We start from the raw sequence: 16,060 nt of genomic DNA, 5'->3' as shown, positions 1-16,060 counted from the left end.
TTAAACCACATCATTCCCTACTACCTACATCGTCTAAATCTTTCGAGTCATAAAACTTCCAATACGCTACAACAGAAAAAACCCTCTGCTAAACCTGTGAAAAAACGAGTAACACTAACCTTCCCGAAACGCGCCGTGCAAATGCCAGTCACTTATGTACTGGCCAAAGAATTCAACGTCGCTGCTAATATTATCCGTGCCCAAGTTGCCCCAAATCAAATTGGCAAACTAGTAGTGGAACTAGCGGGGGATATCGATCAACTAGATGCTGCCATCGAGTGGATGCGATCGCGCCATGTTAACGTTTCTTATACTTTAGGCGAAATTGCGATCGATGAGGATGTCTGTGTCCATTGTGGCTTGTGTACCGGGGTTTGTCCTACCGAAGCCCTCACTCTCCACCCAGAGACATACAAACTGACATTCACGCGATCGCGTTGCATCGTCTGCGAACAATGTATCCCCACTTGTCCCGTACAAGCTATCTCCACTAACCTTTAACAATCTAAAAACCAAAATTCATCTTTATCGAACAGAATTCAGGAGTCATGAGTCAGAATGGGCTAAACCTTAGCTATCCGCTAACAGAATGAATTCTGTACGAAAAAGCGGATAGCGCAGCGTCTCGTAGAGAGGAACGAGCGTCTTGATTCTGACTCCTGAATTCTGACTTCTGACTTCATCTTTATTCCATCTTAAACACATCCGCTATTACACTACCATCACCCACCAGCCTACTTTTTGCTGGAGAGTCATAAACTACCAATAGCGAAGGTATACCAGCCACATCCTGAAACAGCGCCATTCCCTCAGCATGATCTTCCCGATTTCCATAAGGAATATCCTGGACAAAATCTGGATTGCTAAAGATATTTTCTCGCAGATTCACGCCATTAACCCAACGATAAATTTGCACAGGCCCATCTAAATCCATCGTTGGGCCAGCTAAAATCAACAAATCTTTGCCATCTACACACAAATCCCGAATTCCCAAACCATTCAACCAGACAAAATGCTTTTTATATAATTCTTTTGCTTCCCCAATTTGCCGCAGTTTTAGAATTCCAGCGCTAGAATCTTCTAACTCAATTTCTAGCACCATAGCCCAACCCCGCAATACAGGGCCACGCAAACCCAAAAAAATCCGGTTTTGATAAACGCCTATTCCTTCAATATCAAAGCCATTATCTTTTCCTGGAATTGATGCCTTGATAAACAAGCCTAAATGAGGGTCGTCTGCCAAAGCTGTCATCAGCAAATTACCCTGTTCCGTTACCTCTAGTTTAGCGGCATTCAACTGCATATCTGGATTTTGGGGATGCGGGTAAGATGAGAATAAGCTACCGTTTATTAGAGGAATCCGGCCTAATACGTAACGGTTAGGCTCTGATTCAATTTTTGCCAGCCGTTTCAAGTTTTGTGCATCAGTCTTATCAGGTTTCGGCTTTTTACGTTTGTAACTATGAGAACCAACAAACCATAGATAATCATCAGTGTAAGCAAGTCCCTCTATATCTATTTCTTCATTTTCTGGTGCAGGTAGATTGATAAATTCTGCTACCCGAAATTGTTGATGGTCTGTAAATTTATCAGTATCAACTAAAGACAGACGCTCAATAGTTGAAGTTTCATCTGACCCTAACCATAAATACTTCTGATGTGTTAGCAACAATGCTGATAAATCTTCTCTATGTTCTTTAAAATTATCTATAAAAGTCAAGATAACTTGATTCAGTAAATGTGAGTTTGACATTCTAAATCATCCTGATGATTGCAAAAAGGTTAATTATGCTATCATAATAAATTATTCATGTAAAAAAATATGATCAGCTATTGTACATATTAAATCGCAAAAGTGAATCGGCTTTTTAGACCTTTGGTAGATAGCGTATATTACTATTAATATTATGCAACTATCAATAGTAATAAAAAGCGTAACAACTTCATTGAATAAAAAATATATTAAAACTAGATATAAATTTTTAACTAATGTTATTATGCAATAACCTCATGAGGTAGTAATTAAGCTCAATTATGAAATTAGCCACACAAACCACGGTAAAAACTCTAGGGGACTACGCCTACCAAGCGATTCAAAAACACTTTAAGAAAACCTTGAAGTGGGAAAAATCAGTAAAGAAAGATGAAGATCCAGAAGCGCTTCATCAAATGCGAGTAGGAATGCGTCGTTTACGCACGGCTGTAACTAGGTTTGGACTAGCAATAGATGTACCAAAACCAATCAGCGATAAAAATATTGGTAAAATAGCCCGTCGTCTTGGTAATCTGCGAGATTTAGACGTACTTAAAGAAAGTTTAGAAACCAATTACAAACCAAACTTACCCCACAAAGAACAAGAATCTTTACAAACAGCTTTCAACGCTTTAGCTAAACAACGTGAAGATGTACTATCAAGTGTACAGAAAACGTTAAAAGATGAATCTTACAAGTCTTTAAAAGAGGCATTAGATAAGTGGTTAGATAAACCAAGTTATCAACCATTGGCATCTATTACTATCCAACAAGTACTACCAGATTTACTTCTACCAGAAGTGAGTAACTTTTTACTACATCCAGGTTGGCTAGTTGGTACTCAACTTGTGGAAGCAGAGGTAAAAATTCAGAAGAATTGGGAACCAGAAAAGATAGAAGAACAATTAACAACACAAGGCGAAATTCTGCATAGTTTGCGAAAAGAAGCTAAACGTATACGCTACCAGATGGAGCTATTTACAGACTTATATGGTGAGTCTTACGGAGCTTATATGACAGAAGTGAAAAATATCCAAGAAATTTTGGGTACGATGCAAGATAGTGCGGTCTTAACTGACTGGCTTGGCAAGGTATTTAAATCAGAAATTAAGACTGAGTTGCCTACTCTTGCTAGTTTGTTAACTGAAAATCGTTATCAGTCGTGGCAGCAGTGGCAACCCTTACAAGAACGGTATTTGAAAGTTGAAACTAGGCATAGTTTTCATTTAACAATATTACACCCACTTTCAGGGGTAATAAATTAAAAGTTGCTCTTTTCGGACTTACGCAAAACTACACGCGTTAGGGGCAATACCCTGCGGGTTCGCTGAAAGCATTCTCGTAAGAGTAGCCGCTTTGTGTCTACATGAATTGCCCCTACAGTACTGCTGTATTTCTCATCAAAGAATGATTTCTTCTGGTTCCTTCAACTGATTTCAGCTTTACTATGGAAGTTAATTTTCTTTAAGATTTGGTAATTTGGCTCACCGGAATTTCAATCCAAAATTCTGTACCTAACCCCGGCTGAGAATCACATTTCAACACACCACCGTGTTTATCCACGACAATTTGATAACTTATTGATAACCCCAAACCAGTGCCTTTTCCCACTGGTTTAGTAGTGAAAAATGGGTCACAGATTCTTGCTTTCAAAGCTTCGGGTATTCCTGAGCCATTATCTGCAATGCGAATTATTACGCTTTTGATATTGCCTTCAAGCTCTCCGATAGCAGTACGAATAGTAATTTGACCGCTATGAAGTTTTGATGGAGATTCCCTGTAATCTTCAAGAGCATCGATCGCATTGCTTAAAACATTCATAAATACTTGATTCAGTGGCCCGGCATAGCATTCTACTAAGGGAAGCTCACTGTATTCTTTGACTAATGTAATAGCCGGGCTTTCTGGTTTTGCTTTCAAACGATGTTGCAAAATTAGCAAAGTGCTATCAATGCCCTCGTGAATATCAACCGGTTTCATTTCTGCCTCATCAAGGCGAGAGAAATTCCGTAAACCCAAGACAATCTGACGGATGCGATCAACCCCAATTTTCATGGAAGATAGAGTTTTCGGCAAATCTTCGATGAGAAATTCTAAGTCTATCTCGAAGGTGCGATCGCGAATCTCAGGGCTGGGGTTCGGGGTATTTTGTAAATAGAGTTCTAGTATACTCAGCAAATCTTGGGCGTAATCGTTGACATGATTGATGTTGCCATAAATGAAGTTGACGGGGTTATTAATTTCGTGAGCAACACCAGCTACCAGTTGACCTAATGAGGACATTTTCTCAGTTTGGATCAGTTGGGTTTGAGTTTGCTTTAAATCATGCAGAGCTTGAGTCAGCTTTTCTGTCTGCTCTTTGGTTTGATTATGTAATTGGGCTTGTTGGAGTGCAACCCCAAGCTGATTGGCAATTTGAGCAATAAACTTAATTTCTGAGGCTTCCCAATGGCGGGGTGCAGAGTTTTGATAAGCCGCTAACAAGCCCCATAGTTGCTGACCAATAAATATAGGTGCGATCGCATAAGCCCTTGCTTGAATCTGCTCTAGAACTAAAATATGGCATTGAGAATGTCCAACTTGATAAATATCATCCACTGCAAAGGTTTCATTGTGACGATATCGGCCACCTTGGGTTTCCTGCAAATAGCTATCTTGCCAAACTGTCTTAGTATCATAACCTACTAGTTTTACCCAGCGATCGCTCACAAACTCGGCAATATATTCACCACTCCAATCAGCCTGAAATTGAAAGACTGCAACTCGATCCGCTTGTAGTGATTTACAGATTTCTTGGGTGGTTGTCTGAAAAATCGCATCTAGATCGAGAGATTCCCTAACTTTGGCGACAACTTCAAACAATACCCGTTGTTGTTCTGCTGCTTGTTGTAAATTTAACGTCTGTTGTCGTGTCTGAGTGAGTAATTCAGCTTGCTGGAGCGCTACACCCATTTGGGCCGCAATCTGACTGAGAAAGTTAACTTCAGAGGCTTTCCATTGTCGAGGGCCAGTATGTTGATAAGTTGCCAGCAAACCCCAAAGTTTTTGCCCAACAAAGATCGGAGCAAGCACAAAAGCGTGAATTTGAAACTGCTCTAGATTGTCGATATGGCACTTAGCGAATCCCATCTTGTAGATGTCATCAACTGCAAATGTTTCATTCTTGCGGTAGCGTCCTCCCTCTGTATCTTGTAAGTAGGTGTCATTCCATACTGTATTAATACCTATCTCTGACTCATTCGACCAATATGGACTAGCAGCCTCGAAATCCCCGACAAATTCACCACCCCAATTAGAATCGAAACGATAAACAGAAACGCGATCGGCTTTGATTAATTGACAAACCTCTTTAGTCGTGGTTTGAAAAATAGTATCTGTGTCTAGAGATTCTCGAATCTCGGCAATAACCTTAAACACAGCTTGTTCTTGTTCCGATGACCGTTTTAACTCAACTGTGCGTCTTTTAACTTGCTTTTCCAAATTTTCATTGAAGACTTGTACTTGTTGCTGTAATTCATATTGCTGAATTGCTGAAGCAAAGTGTTTACCTAGATTTCTAGCCAGTTCAATCTCTTCATTCGTCCATTTTTGAGCTTGCGCTTTTTTAGATTCGCGCCAAACCTCAAATGATCGCCGGGGGTACAGTTGTCTTTGATCGCTGTCATACTGTCCTGCCCATAAAGTCTCTGTATCTATTTCATTGCGGAAAATACTTAAGTAGCCCAGTAACTGCTGACGATACTGGAGTGGGATTGTTAATATGCCGCGAATTTTAGTTGGTTGAAAAGCAATTTGTAAACTTCGCAACTCAGGACTATTATATAAATCTGAAATTGCCCAAACATCATAGTTACCAGACTTATAGTGTTCTTGCCAGATACCATACTGCTCTATTAGTGGATATATAGTTTGTTCTGGCATCACAGGTTGCTGTCCACAGATAAAAAGCTTGATACAAGTGTTTCCTGGTATTAAGCATTCTGTTAAGCTGGCCATGTTGCCATTGTTGAAATCAAAAGCTTCATTTCTAATGCAAAGCCTGCCACCAACACCATTAAAGGCAGTAACAGCCGCTTCTAAAGCTGGTTGTAATACAATGGTCGGTAGTGAATGCAGCAGAGTAGCAATGCGGTTAATGATAGTTTCTTGTTCGGCTGTTTTGCGGACTTGAGTGAGCAGACTACTTTGAGCGATCGCTACAGAGAGTTGTTCTACCACCATCTGCACTGCTTCTAGTTCATATTCTGAAATCAAACGCGCTTCCGAATTATGAGAAACCAGTAGTCCCCAGAGTTGATCTTGATAGAGAATAGGCGCTACCACAGAGGATTTTACCCCCATTGCCGTCAAATATTCAATATGGCAGGAGTCTACAGAACGGTAACGGATCTGCTCTGAGACAGTTTCTCCATTATCCAAGTCACGTAAGTGAATTTGACCAATTTCTTGAGTATCAACATTCACAACAGAACGCACCCGTAATTTTATAAATAGCTCACGGGCACTGAGTGGAATATCGTCTGCTGGGAAATTCAGCCCTAGTAATGACGGTAAACGATTATTGTAAATTGACTCAGCAATGACCTGACCACTACCATCGGCATGAAATTTGTAAATCATCACTCGGTCAGTTTTTAATAGCGATCGCACCTCTGCCGTTGTCACTGTGATAATTTCTTCTAACTCCAAGCTTCGTCGGATACGGTTTGTAATCCGGCGTAGTAAACTTTCTTCCTGGCTATATAAAAAATTTTGTTCAGGATTGGAGGTCATTGCTTATAGAAAAATAAATTAGTAGTTTGCAAAATGAAATTAGTAATTCTAACAACATTGTGAAATTTATTTCATCAATTTGTCTTCAGTAAAACTACGGTCTAATTACTAGTGAAAATATTTTTATCTTATGTAAAAATTCATCAAAAAATTATAAAAAAAGACGCTAAAAAATTGCGTCTGTACTAGCTATTAAGATAGAGTTATTGCTTGTTAGTTCTAACTTTTTGTTGACAGATAAACATTCAACAAAATTAAACTCTGGTGTTGTCAGCAAAGCGGATTTTTAGATAGTCATCTTCCATCTTTGCCCCTCCTGGTTGTAGTGCTGCTAAGGCTTGTGGCAAAACTAAGTTACGACGATGGTTGCCAATAGTAATGTTTAATTCGTCTCCGGTTTTACTTAGTTGAACTTGGTCTTTAGGAATACCAGGTAGATAAATTTCTAAGCTGTATTGGTTTTCCTCTTGGACGACTCTAAGAGTAGTTTCTTTGTAATAAACCTGAGTCGGATCTTCATCTTTATAAAGAGTTTCCTTGAGGCGTTCCAATGCAGCTAATCCACACATTTCTTCAGAAAATAGGGGAACTTCTTTCACAGGTAGAGGGTGGAAATTATCATGAATTTCCTGGCGATATTGTTCCTGACTTTCCTTCCAACGTTGGAAAAAGGGATCTTGGACAACGCTTGGAATAATCCGATTAGCCACTACTAAATCTGTTGCAACATTATACAAACTCAGATAAGCATGGGCACGCAGAGACTCTTTAATCACCATCTTTTCAGGATTGGTGACTAGACGTACTGAGGTTTGGGTATTGTCTGTTAATACTTTTTCTAGAGCTTCAATTTGTTCATAAAACTCATAAGGTGCATCCATTACCTCTTTATCGGGTAGCGAAAAACCAGCAATTGGTCTGAAAAAAGGTTCAACCAGAGGGCGAAGTGCTACCGAGATGTTTTGAAATGGTTTGTAAAAACGGCGCATATACCAACCACCGACTTCAGGTAGACTCAGCAAGCGCAGTGCAGTACCAGTGGGGGCTGAGTCGATAATTAATACATCAAACTCACCTTCATCGTAATGGCGTTTCATCCTTACCAAACCAAAAATCTCATCCATGCCTGGCAAAATCGCCAATTCTTCCGCCTGCACGCCGTCTAAACCCCTCGCTTGTAAAACTTGGGTAATGTAGCGTTTTACAGCACCCCAGTTTCCCTCTAGTTCTTGCAGCGCATCTAGTTCTGCACCCCACAGATTTGGGCGAATTTTTTGGGGTGCGTGTCCTAGTTCTATGTCAAAACTATCAGCTAGGGAATGAGCCGGATCTGTACTTAAAACCAATGTCTGATAGCCTAGTTCTGCACAACGGAGTCCAGTTGCAGCAGCGACGGAAGTTTTGCCCACGCCGCCTTTACCAGTCATTAAAATTACACGCATAGATGCTTCTATCCTGCCTGAGAATTTTTTACATTTATTTACATTATCGACTGTTTAAGGAAAATAAATGTTGTCTCCAGGCATTAACAGCGTCTAAATCTAGGGCGCGATCGCGGCAAAAGCCTTGCGCCCCTAGCGTATGGTCTATTTACCTGAAAATCGCTGTAATTATCAGCCAGTTTCGTTTTTAGAACTGCGATCGCAAATATCCATATCCACTTGAGAGGATGTTTGAAAAGTCATCTTGTCGGTATCAAAAGTTTTAGATTCTCCTAAATCCCCCTTAAAAAAGTGGGTTAGGAGAGATATCAAAGTGCCTAAAGTCACGGCAAAACACTTTTCAAACAACCTCTTAGTCTCACCACAAAAGCTACTAGAGGCTTTGGAAGTTCTCCAAGAGCGATCGCTTGGTTTACTTTTTATTCCAGAGACTTAAAAATGCTTGAGAGATAGCTGGGGTAATCTGACTTTGTAAGTGATTTAGTGCATCACGATGGTTTTGATTGTTGTCGTCATAATAAGTGAACAAATTCGTCAGCTTGACAATCTCAGGATTTTGGTCATTTGTCCCTCTCCATTTGTTAGTAACTTTGTGTAAAACGTCCTTGGGTAGGTTTTGTTGTAAGTTATTTAACGCTGCAATGTAAGAAGGATTTTGAGGATTCTTTTTGAACTGGAAGCACAAATCTATCAGCTTGAGTTGTGATTGTGGCGGAGTTGGAGGCTTATCTGTTAAGTTAGGCTGCTGTAGAATTTGACGCTGTTCAAAAGTGGCAATACCATTTTCAGTTAAACCCTGAGATTTCTGAAATTTCTTGACTGCTGTATAAGTGGCTGGTCCATAAAAAGGCTTGTCTGGAGGAATTTCGGCAGGGGTTGCAAAACCGTGAAACTTCAATCTATTTTGAAGCCCTTTGACTGTCTCTTCCATTACAGTCCGAGTCTCAGCATCAGCGTTACCATTTACCACAAGTTTTTTTGAGTACTGCTTCTGAAACTTTTTAATCGCTTCTTCAGTAAGATCGTCTGTCAATGAATTGTTATTGCGCTTCCAGGGAGCAAATTTAGTGAGATCCGGCTTCGGATCAATCTCAGGAGCTAAATATCCCAACCCGATCAAAATGTGACGGATTACTTCAGGGCTACTAATGGCCATGCTCTTCGATTCCTTTGCTACTAAACTACCATTTAATGTATCTGGTTTTACAAAAATTAAGTAAGTAGAGATAAATAAATCTAACATATGTTATTTGCAAGGCGTTCCAAAAGTTAAGCGATGTGTCACACCAAGTTGCTTTTCTAGAAGAGGTTCGGCGTAAGTAACTAAACACCTGGAAAAAGAAAAGTGGTTTTAAGTCTTGGTGAGCGATCACTTATTCTCAACTATTGATGATGATACTACGTGGTAAGGGCGTACAGATATGCGCCCCTAAAAAACCTCAAACAGTGAAATGTGAAGCAAAAAATTGCTAAACACCTTTCCAGTATTGATCCTTTGAATTGGTAAGCTTTTTGCACTTAAAGTTGCATAGCCCAGAAGCGATCGCTAATTATTATTGCTGCTGTGTTAATGTCCATCAGTTCAATTGCCACCGTTACTATCCCATCATTACAACGCTAGCTTTTTGACTATGGCTGCGATCGCAACTCTTGCCTTAATTTTCTTCTGCTTTTCATGGGCGAAACTAAATCTACAGCCTATCCGGTAAGCTCTAAATCGGGGCTTGCTATGTTTAGGGAATGAGCAATGGTAGTTTTGCGATATCTTGTGATTCTTATCACCTACATCGGGCTAGGATTAGGATACTTGCCCGGACTGCGGATGAATCGGGCGACGATCGCCATTGTTGGTGCTGCCTTCTTAATGGCATTGGGAGTGCTAGATTTGCCTGCGGCGTGGGGTGCGATCGACTACAAAACACTAATTTTTCTATTTGGCATGATGATAATCAGCGCCAATCTCGCCGCCTCTGGTTTTTTTCAGCTTGCCCTTGATTATACAATCCGCCGCATCCACAGCCCATTTGGGTTACTGGTGGTGTTAACTTTTGGCAGTGGCATCCTCTCAGCACTTTTTCTCAATGATACGATTGCTCTAATTTTGACACCTTTAGTAGTTGGTATTACCCAATTGCTCAAGCTTAAACCTATTCCCTATTTGCTGGCGCTAGCAGGTGCAACTAATCTCGGTTCTGTTGCCACCTTGAGCGGTAATCCTCAAAATATCTTGATCGGTTCCTTTTCTGGCATTAGTTATCTAGACTTTGCGAAAGCCTTAACACCACTTGCGTTGATTTGTTTGACGATTCAGGTAGGTTTATTGTGGTGGTTATATCCAGAGGTGCGATCGCTTCGTCCTTACTTAAAAGTAAAACCTCCGCGTTATCACATCTTCAAGCCACTGTTAATTAAAAGTCTATTGATTACCACCGGATTACTAGTAGCATTTTTAATTGGAATTCCTACTGCCGAAGTTACCTTAATTGCTGCCGCACTATTACTGGTAACGCGCCGCCTCAAGCCTGAGCGAATTTTACAAAAGGTAGACTGGGATTTGCTATTAATGTTTTGTGGACTGTTCATCCTTACTGAGGGTGTGCAAAAACTTGGTTCTTTAGAATGGCTTTCTCGTTTTGTTGACAATCCCTTGAGCATTTTAGGGATAACAGCGTTGCTATCAAATTTAGTGTCGAATGTACCGGCTGTACTGCTACTACATCACCTAATTCCCCATCCCGACACCCGCACTTGGCTACTACTAGCGGCGGCTTCAACACTAGCAGGAAATCTCACCCTGCTGGGTTCAGTGGCAAACTTGATTGTGGCGGAGGCTGTTGCCAAACAGGGATATCGACTCACTTTTGGGGAACATTTGCGATTTGGGCTACCGCTAACTGCTATCACTTTGATGCTTACCTATTTTTGGCTTGCTTAAAATCATCAATGAAAATCGTGATGTAACATACAAATATATAAATGTAGTATAAATCTATCAATTACAAGCAAATGAGTGATTCTCGCCTCGTCAAAATCAGCAAATATCTCAGCAAATATCTGCGACACACACCGGATGCAATTGGAATTAAACTTGCTCCTGGTGGTTGGGTTGCTGTTGATGAATTAATTACCGCTTGTGCTAAAAATAAGTTTCCAATTACCCGTCAAGAATTAGAGGCAGTAGTAGAATCTAGCGAGAAACAACGTTTTTCTTTTGATTCGACAGGTACTCTGATTCGGGCTAACCAAGGACATAGTGTAGAAGTCGATTTACAATTAGAACCTGTTGTTCCCCCAGATGAGCTTTATCACGGCACGGGACACAAATCTGTAGATTCAATTATGGAAACAGGACTTTGCAAGATGTTACGGCATCACGTCCATTTATCCAAGGATATTGCAACAGCACAAACTGTTGGTGCAAGACATGGAAAACCAGTGGTTTTTGCTATATCTGCTGCCGCAATGCATCAGGCGGGTTACATCTTCTATTGTTCTGATAATGGTGTTTGGTTAGTGGAGCATGTACCACCTGAGTATCTCCAAAAAATTTGAATTTTTATCGGTTGTTAATAGTGATTTAGAAATAAACACTTGTAGAGACGGCGATTTATCGCGTCTCAAAACCCCAAAATTCTTGCCAGTAGCCCTTAAATGAACCGTATTGGGTTATAAAGATAGCAATCAATAGATACAAAAAAGTCCGCTTTCGCGGACTTAAATAAGGGCTTCTGTCACTTTTTCGGCTACAATCATGTATGAATCATGATGCTTTTATTGTTAATGATCGACCAAAAAAAATCAAGATATTTCAGCTAAAACAATGGACATATTTACTGGAATTATATCTTTTTACAAGTACTCAAGATAATTAAATATCTAATTGTATAAAATGAATTTTTTCTTATTTTGTTGTCCTAAAAAACAAATTTATAATAACACAAATTGACTTAATTGTAAAAGTATATTTGGACAAAATACAGATATATATGTCTTTTGAAAGTGAAATATTTACAAGGTTTTTAGATTAAAAAGGTAAAGGTGGTCAGGTATAACAGCCCCAGGAGTGAATTCCCAGTCCTGGGGTTTTATTATGCGATCGCACAAAAAAATGGATTTAACCCCAACAAAGGAGAAGTTTACCTTGTTTTTACGAGTCGTGAAGCGTAAAGCCCGCGTCATTCATGCGGGGGATATAAGCGAATAGCTGAATTTATTCAGCCGTCAAGATTGTATAAAGTTTTCAACCTTCCTAATATCTTATACCAAAAGTGGTAGTATAAGACAGGAGGTAGAAAGATGCTAGTTTTTGAATTCAAAGCTTATGGGAAGTCGGCGCAATTAGTCGCAATAGATGATGCAATTCGGACTGCCAAGTTCATTCGTAATAGCTGTATTCGTTTATGGATGGATGTTAAAAATACAGGTAAAAACGACTTGCAAAAATATTGTGCTGTACTTGCGACACAATTTCCATTTGCTAATGAACTTAATTCAATGGCTAGACAGGCTAGTGCTGAAAGGGCATGGTCTTCTATCTCTCGATTTTATGAAAACTGCAAGAAAGGTATTCCAGGTTTAAAGGGGTATCCCCAGTTCCAAAAAGATTGTCGCTCGGTTGAGTACAAAACGTCAGGCTGGAAGCTTGCAGATAATCGAAAATCAATAACTTTCACTGACAAGAAAGGTATTGGAAAGTTAAAACTTAAAGGCACTCGTGATTTGCACTTCTACCAAATTAACCAGATTAAACGGGTGAGATTGGTGAAACGTGCTACGTCGGTATATATTCAATTCTGTATTGATGTAGACCGTTCTGAAAACATAGAACCAACTGGTAACACAGTTGGTTTAGACGTTGGATTAAAAGAATACTACACCGATTCCAATGGCGTTATGATTGAGAATCCTAAGTTTCTTCGTGTCGGAGAAAAGGTTCTTAAACGTTCACAACGTCGTGTTTCTAGAAAGGTAAAAGGTTCAAAAAACAGAGGCAAGGCAAGACAGATTTTAGGTAAACGCCACCTCAAAATAAGTAGGCAACGTAAAGACCATGCAGTGAAGCTTGCACGGTGCGTAGTTCAGTCAAACGACTTGATAGCTTACGAAGATTTGAGGATTAAAAATATGGTGAAAAATCAAAGTTTCGCCAAGTCTATTAATGACGCATCTTGGTATCAGTTCCGTGTCTGGGTTGAATACTTTGGAAAAGTATTTAAACGTGTCACGGTTGCGGTTAATCCGCAATATACGAGTCAAGAATGCTCTAGCTGCGGTGAAGTTGTTAAGAAAACGCTATCGACTCGAACCCACGTTTGTAAGTGTGGTTGTGTGATGGATCGTGATGAAAATGCAGCTAGAAATATCCTTAGTCGAGGATTGGGTACTGTAGGGCATACAGGAACCTTTGCGCTAGACGCAAGCAACGCTTGGGGAGATGAAACCTCTACTCTTGTTGGTGAAAACCTGCATGAGCAAGTTATGTCTTAGATTCAAGAATCCCCGTTCAGCGCGGGGAGTGTCAAAGCGCTTATCATGCTTATTCTTCCGTATAGCGGCGCGGCGTATAAACCCAGAGATTACCATCGCTGCGTTTGATGGTTCGGGTTTTTGTGGAACCAACGAGAATAATTGTTCGCATATCAGCGCTTGCTGGTGTTAACTGGTCAAGTGCGATCGCTTTTACGGTCTGTCCGGGTCTGCCAAGATTCCGCGCCAACACTACTGGGGTATCCGGTGTTCTATGTCGCAGCAAAATATTTCTCGCTTCTGCTAGTTGCCAAGTACGCTCTTTGGAAACAGGATTGTAGAAAGCAATGACGAAATCAGCCTCGGCAGCAGCAGCAATTCGTTGTTCGATGGCAGACCAAGGCTTCAAGATATCAGAAAGGGAAATAGCACAGAAGTCATGTCCAAGGGGCGCACCAATGGCTGCTGCTGCTGCCTGCATCGCTGAAATACCTGGTGCTACATGAATGTCGATACTATCCCATTCGGGTTTAGCATAGCGATCGCACACTTCAAAAACTGCTGTTGCCATTGCATAGATACCAGGGTCGCCAGATGAAACGACAGCGACATATCGCCCAGATGCTGCCAAATCAAGGGCCATTTTTGCCCGTGCTTCTTCTTCGCGGTTATCAGACTCATGCCGTTGCTTGCCATCAGCCAGAGAACCGATTAAATCTAAATAAGTTTTATAACCCACTAGGTCAGTTGCCGACTTGAGTATCTCCTTGACTTCGGGAGACATCCATTGCGATCCACCAGGGCCCGTGCCAATAATCGCTAACCTTCCGCGTGGTTGACCGATAGTGTTGGGGTCAATTGGTTGGGGGGCAATAGCGATCGCTATATCAGGAGATGAGGAAGATAATGGAGATGTACCTGTGGCAGCGATCGCAACTGCTTGGGCGGGGCTATAACCTTCTGACAATAAGCTTTCTAGCTGATTTGGGGTAAAAAAGCGGGCAGGTACTCCCAAGGCGCTAGCTACAGCACGAATTGCGGGATCGGCTGCGGCAGCGATGGGTGCAAATATCCCGGCGACTGATGTTTTTTCTAGTTTGGTATCAACTAGTAGCTGCTCTACTAAAGCTACTGCATCACCAGTTATGTGACTAATTGCGATCGCGATCGTTGCTGGGTGATACACAAGACAGTTGGCTGTAGGAGTTACCAAACGTTCCGTAACTTGGATGGTCAAATCTCCATTGGGATTTATGGGTAATTTACTATCGCTTAACCAAGGCGCTATGCCTTCTAGTCTGACTTCTGCCCCAGCTAGCACATCTGAAATAAATTTCTTAGCATCGTCTGGGTTTGCTAAACAGTATCCGTAGGGAGGAGACAACAGCGTTGTACCCAAACGTAAATCACCTGTAGTTGTAATTGCAGGTTTAACATCAAGCGCTTCGGCAATGCAGCGGGCCAAATCGTTTACCCCACCAAGTCCGCCCAAGAGGGGGACAACAGCACTACCATCTTCAGCCACAGCTAACACAGGTGGTTCCTGTTGTTTATCCGAGAGTATGGGAGCTAGCGTCCTAATTAAAATGCCGGCGGCACAAATGCCAATTAGCGGCGTTCCCTGAGCAAATAACTCGCGTAACGTGTCGCCAAAATTAGTAAAGCTGACATCCACTCCCGATGTGCGACCCGCTAGACCGTATAGCGTCGCTCCTGGTAGAACGCTGATTATTTTGCGTGCTACTGTCACGCTATTTTGACCTAGTACTACAATGGCGGGTGCAACGTTCATGATCATAAGTAGATATCTTGCAACATTCGATATCCTTCAAATGAAACCACAGATTTAGTCATGAAAAAATGATAACTGTCGTTCAATACTTATCCTGACTTGATTAGAACGGGTTTCCTTTTTCCAATCTTTGCCGTTGCAATGCTTCTTCGTACCACTCTAATTCATCCAAAAATTGACCGACTCTCTTCGTCAAAGCGATCGCCTGTGAAACACCTGCTTCATCCAGAGATTCCCCAATTTTGGAAATAGCAAAAATACTTGAAATCGTAGGCATTCCCATCTCTGACAGAAAAGAACGTAACTGTATGGCTGCCCGCACTCCTCCAAAGCCACCAACTGAGTAAGAAACAATACCAGCCGGACGGAAAAAATATTCTTCTAAATAGTGATCCATCAGGTTGCTCAACCCTGGCTGAATGGAATGGTTATACTCTCCCGCAACAACTACAAAACCGTCTGCTGTTCGGATATGTTCTGCCAGTTCTTCCATCTTTGCAGGAGCATGACCTGTATCATACTCCTTATACATCCGGTCTAAAATGCCAAAGTCATACTCCTTTGCATCCACAAAAATCACCTCATGGTTTCTTTGCTTAAGCTGATTGATTATGAATCTGGCAGCTTTGATGCCCTGGCGATCGCTCCTGTAGGAACCATAGAAGACTACTGTTTTGAAGCTCATGATCAATGATTTTTAACAACGTCTAGCCACCAATTGAATTTACCATCTACTTACAGCGTCAGATTGCGACAAGCCGATGTGCGTTTAGACATTTGGGTAATTAGGGCTACGCTTACGCATTTCCTGAAATTAAAAAATGCGTAGGCGTA

General features: G+C 41.1%; 12 protein-coding genes. 6 read left to right on the top strand and 6 right to left on the bottom strand.

The window, feature by feature from the left end:
- Window positions 1-96 precede the first annotated feature (96 nt).
- Window positions 97-501: an NIL domain-containing protein gene (locus tag GJB62_RS14660; protein WP_012411079.1), complete on the top strand. Its 405-nt coding sequence runs from the start codon at window positions 97-99 to the stop codon at window positions 499-501.
- 184 nt (window positions 502-685) lie between these two features.
- Here GJB62_RS14660 and GJB62_RS14655 read toward each other — a convergent pair whose 3' ends face one another.
- The gene (locus tag GJB62_RS14655) at window positions 686-1,753 is read right to left on the bottom strand and encodes a DUF3616 domain-containing protein (RefSeq protein ID WP_114086086.1); all 1,068 of its coding nucleotides are present in this window, start codon (window positions 1,751-1,753) and stop codon (window positions 686-688) included.
- A gap of 281 nt (window positions 1,754-2,034) precedes the next feature.
- Between GJB62_RS14655 and GJB62_RS14650 the strand changes: the two genes are divergently transcribed.
- Entirely contained in the window at window positions 2,035-3,018 is a 984-nt protein-coding gene (locus tag GJB62_RS14650; protein WP_114086087.1) for a CHAD domain-containing protein, read from the top strand.
- Between the two features lie 199 nt (window positions 3,019-3,217).
- Here the strand turns inward: GJB62_RS14650 and GJB62_RS14645 are convergent, their stop codons facing one another.
- Window positions 3,218-6,526: a GAF domain-containing protein gene (locus GJB62_RS14645; RefSeq protein WP_114086088.1), complete on the bottom strand. Its 3,309-nt coding sequence runs from the start codon at window positions 6,524-6,526 to the stop codon at window positions 3,218-3,220.
- Window positions 6,527-6,780: 254 nt separating this feature from the next.
- The gene (locus GJB62_RS14640; RefSeq protein ID WP_012411082.1) at window positions 6,781-7,968 is read right to left on the bottom strand and encodes a TRC40/GET3/ArsA family transport-energizing ATPase; all 1,188 of its coding nucleotides are present in this window, start codon (window positions 7,966-7,968) and stop codon (window positions 6,781-6,783) included.
- 313 nt (window positions 7,969-8,281) lie between these two features.
- On the opposite strand from GJB62_RS14640, the gene GJB62_RS38015 reads away from it, so the two are divergent.
- Window positions 8,282-8,404: a hypothetical protein gene (locus tag GJB62_RS38015; protein WP_280885725.1), complete on the top strand. Its 123-nt coding sequence runs from the start codon at window positions 8,282-8,284 to the stop codon at window positions 8,402-8,404.
- Here the strand turns inward: GJB62_RS38015 and GJB62_RS14635 are convergent.
- Window positions 8,381-9,211 carry a peptidoglycan-binding domain-containing protein gene (locus GJB62_RS14635; protein ID WP_114086089.1) on the bottom strand — a complete coding sequence of 277 codons (831 nt, stop codon included), beginning with the start codon at window positions 9,209-9,211 and terminating at the stop codon, window positions 8,381-8,383. The two genes, GJB62_RS38015 and GJB62_RS14635, sit on opposite strands and share 24 nt — an antisense overlap.
- A 504-nt stretch (window positions 9,212-9,715) precedes the next feature.
- Here GJB62_RS14635 and GJB62_RS14630 point away from each other — a divergent pair.
- The 3 genes from GJB62_RS14630 to GJB62_RS14620 all read left to right on the top strand — a co-directional run bounded on the left by GJB62_RS14630 (window position 9,716) and on the right by GJB62_RS14620 (window position 13,455).
- The gene (locus GJB62_RS14630) at window positions 9,716-10,903 is read left to right on the top strand and encodes an anion transporter (RefSeq protein WP_114086090.1); all 1,188 of its coding nucleotides are present in this window, start codon (window positions 9,716-9,718) and stop codon (window positions 10,901-10,903) included.
- Window positions 10,904-10,974: 71 nt separating this feature from the next.
- A complete protein-coding gene (locus GJB62_RS14625) occupies window positions 10,975-11,520 on the top strand; it encodes an RNA 2'-phosphotransferase (RefSeq protein WP_114086091.1) in 546 nt (181 codons plus the stop codon).
- 744 nt (window positions 11,521-12,264) lie between these two features.
- On the top strand, window positions 12,265-13,455 hold the full coding sequence (locus GJB62_RS14620) for an RNA-guided endonuclease TnpB family protein (protein WP_114086092.1): 1,191 nt from the start codon (window positions 12,265-12,267) through the stop codon (window positions 13,453-13,455).
- Window positions 13,456-13,504: 49 nt separating this feature from the next.
- Here GJB62_RS14620 and cobJ read toward each other — a convergent pair whose 3' ends face one another.
- Window positions 13,505-15,232 (bottom strand): precorrin-3B C(17)-methyltransferase, encoded by a 1,728-nt coding sequence (cobJ, locus tag GJB62_RS14615; RefSeq protein ID WP_114086093.1) that lies wholly within the window; start codon window positions 15,230-15,232, stop codon window positions 13,505-13,507.
- A 97-nt stretch (window positions 15,233-15,329) separates the two neighbouring features.
- Complete coding sequence (locus tag GJB62_RS14610; protein WP_114086094.1) at window positions 15,330-15,911, bottom strand: NAD(P)H-dependent oxidoreductase; 582 nt, start codon at window positions 15,909-15,911, stop codon at window positions 15,330-15,332.
- Window positions 15,912-16,060 lie beyond the last annotated feature (149 nt).

It is taken from the genome of Nostoc sp. ATCC 53789, assembly GCF_009873495.1.
Lineage (GTDB): Bacteria > Cyanobacteriota > Cyanobacteriia > Cyanobacteriales > Nostocaceae > Nostoc > Nostoc muscorum_A.
Note: the sequence above shows the minus strand (reverse complement) of the source record. Positions and strands in the feature narration are given on the sequence as shown.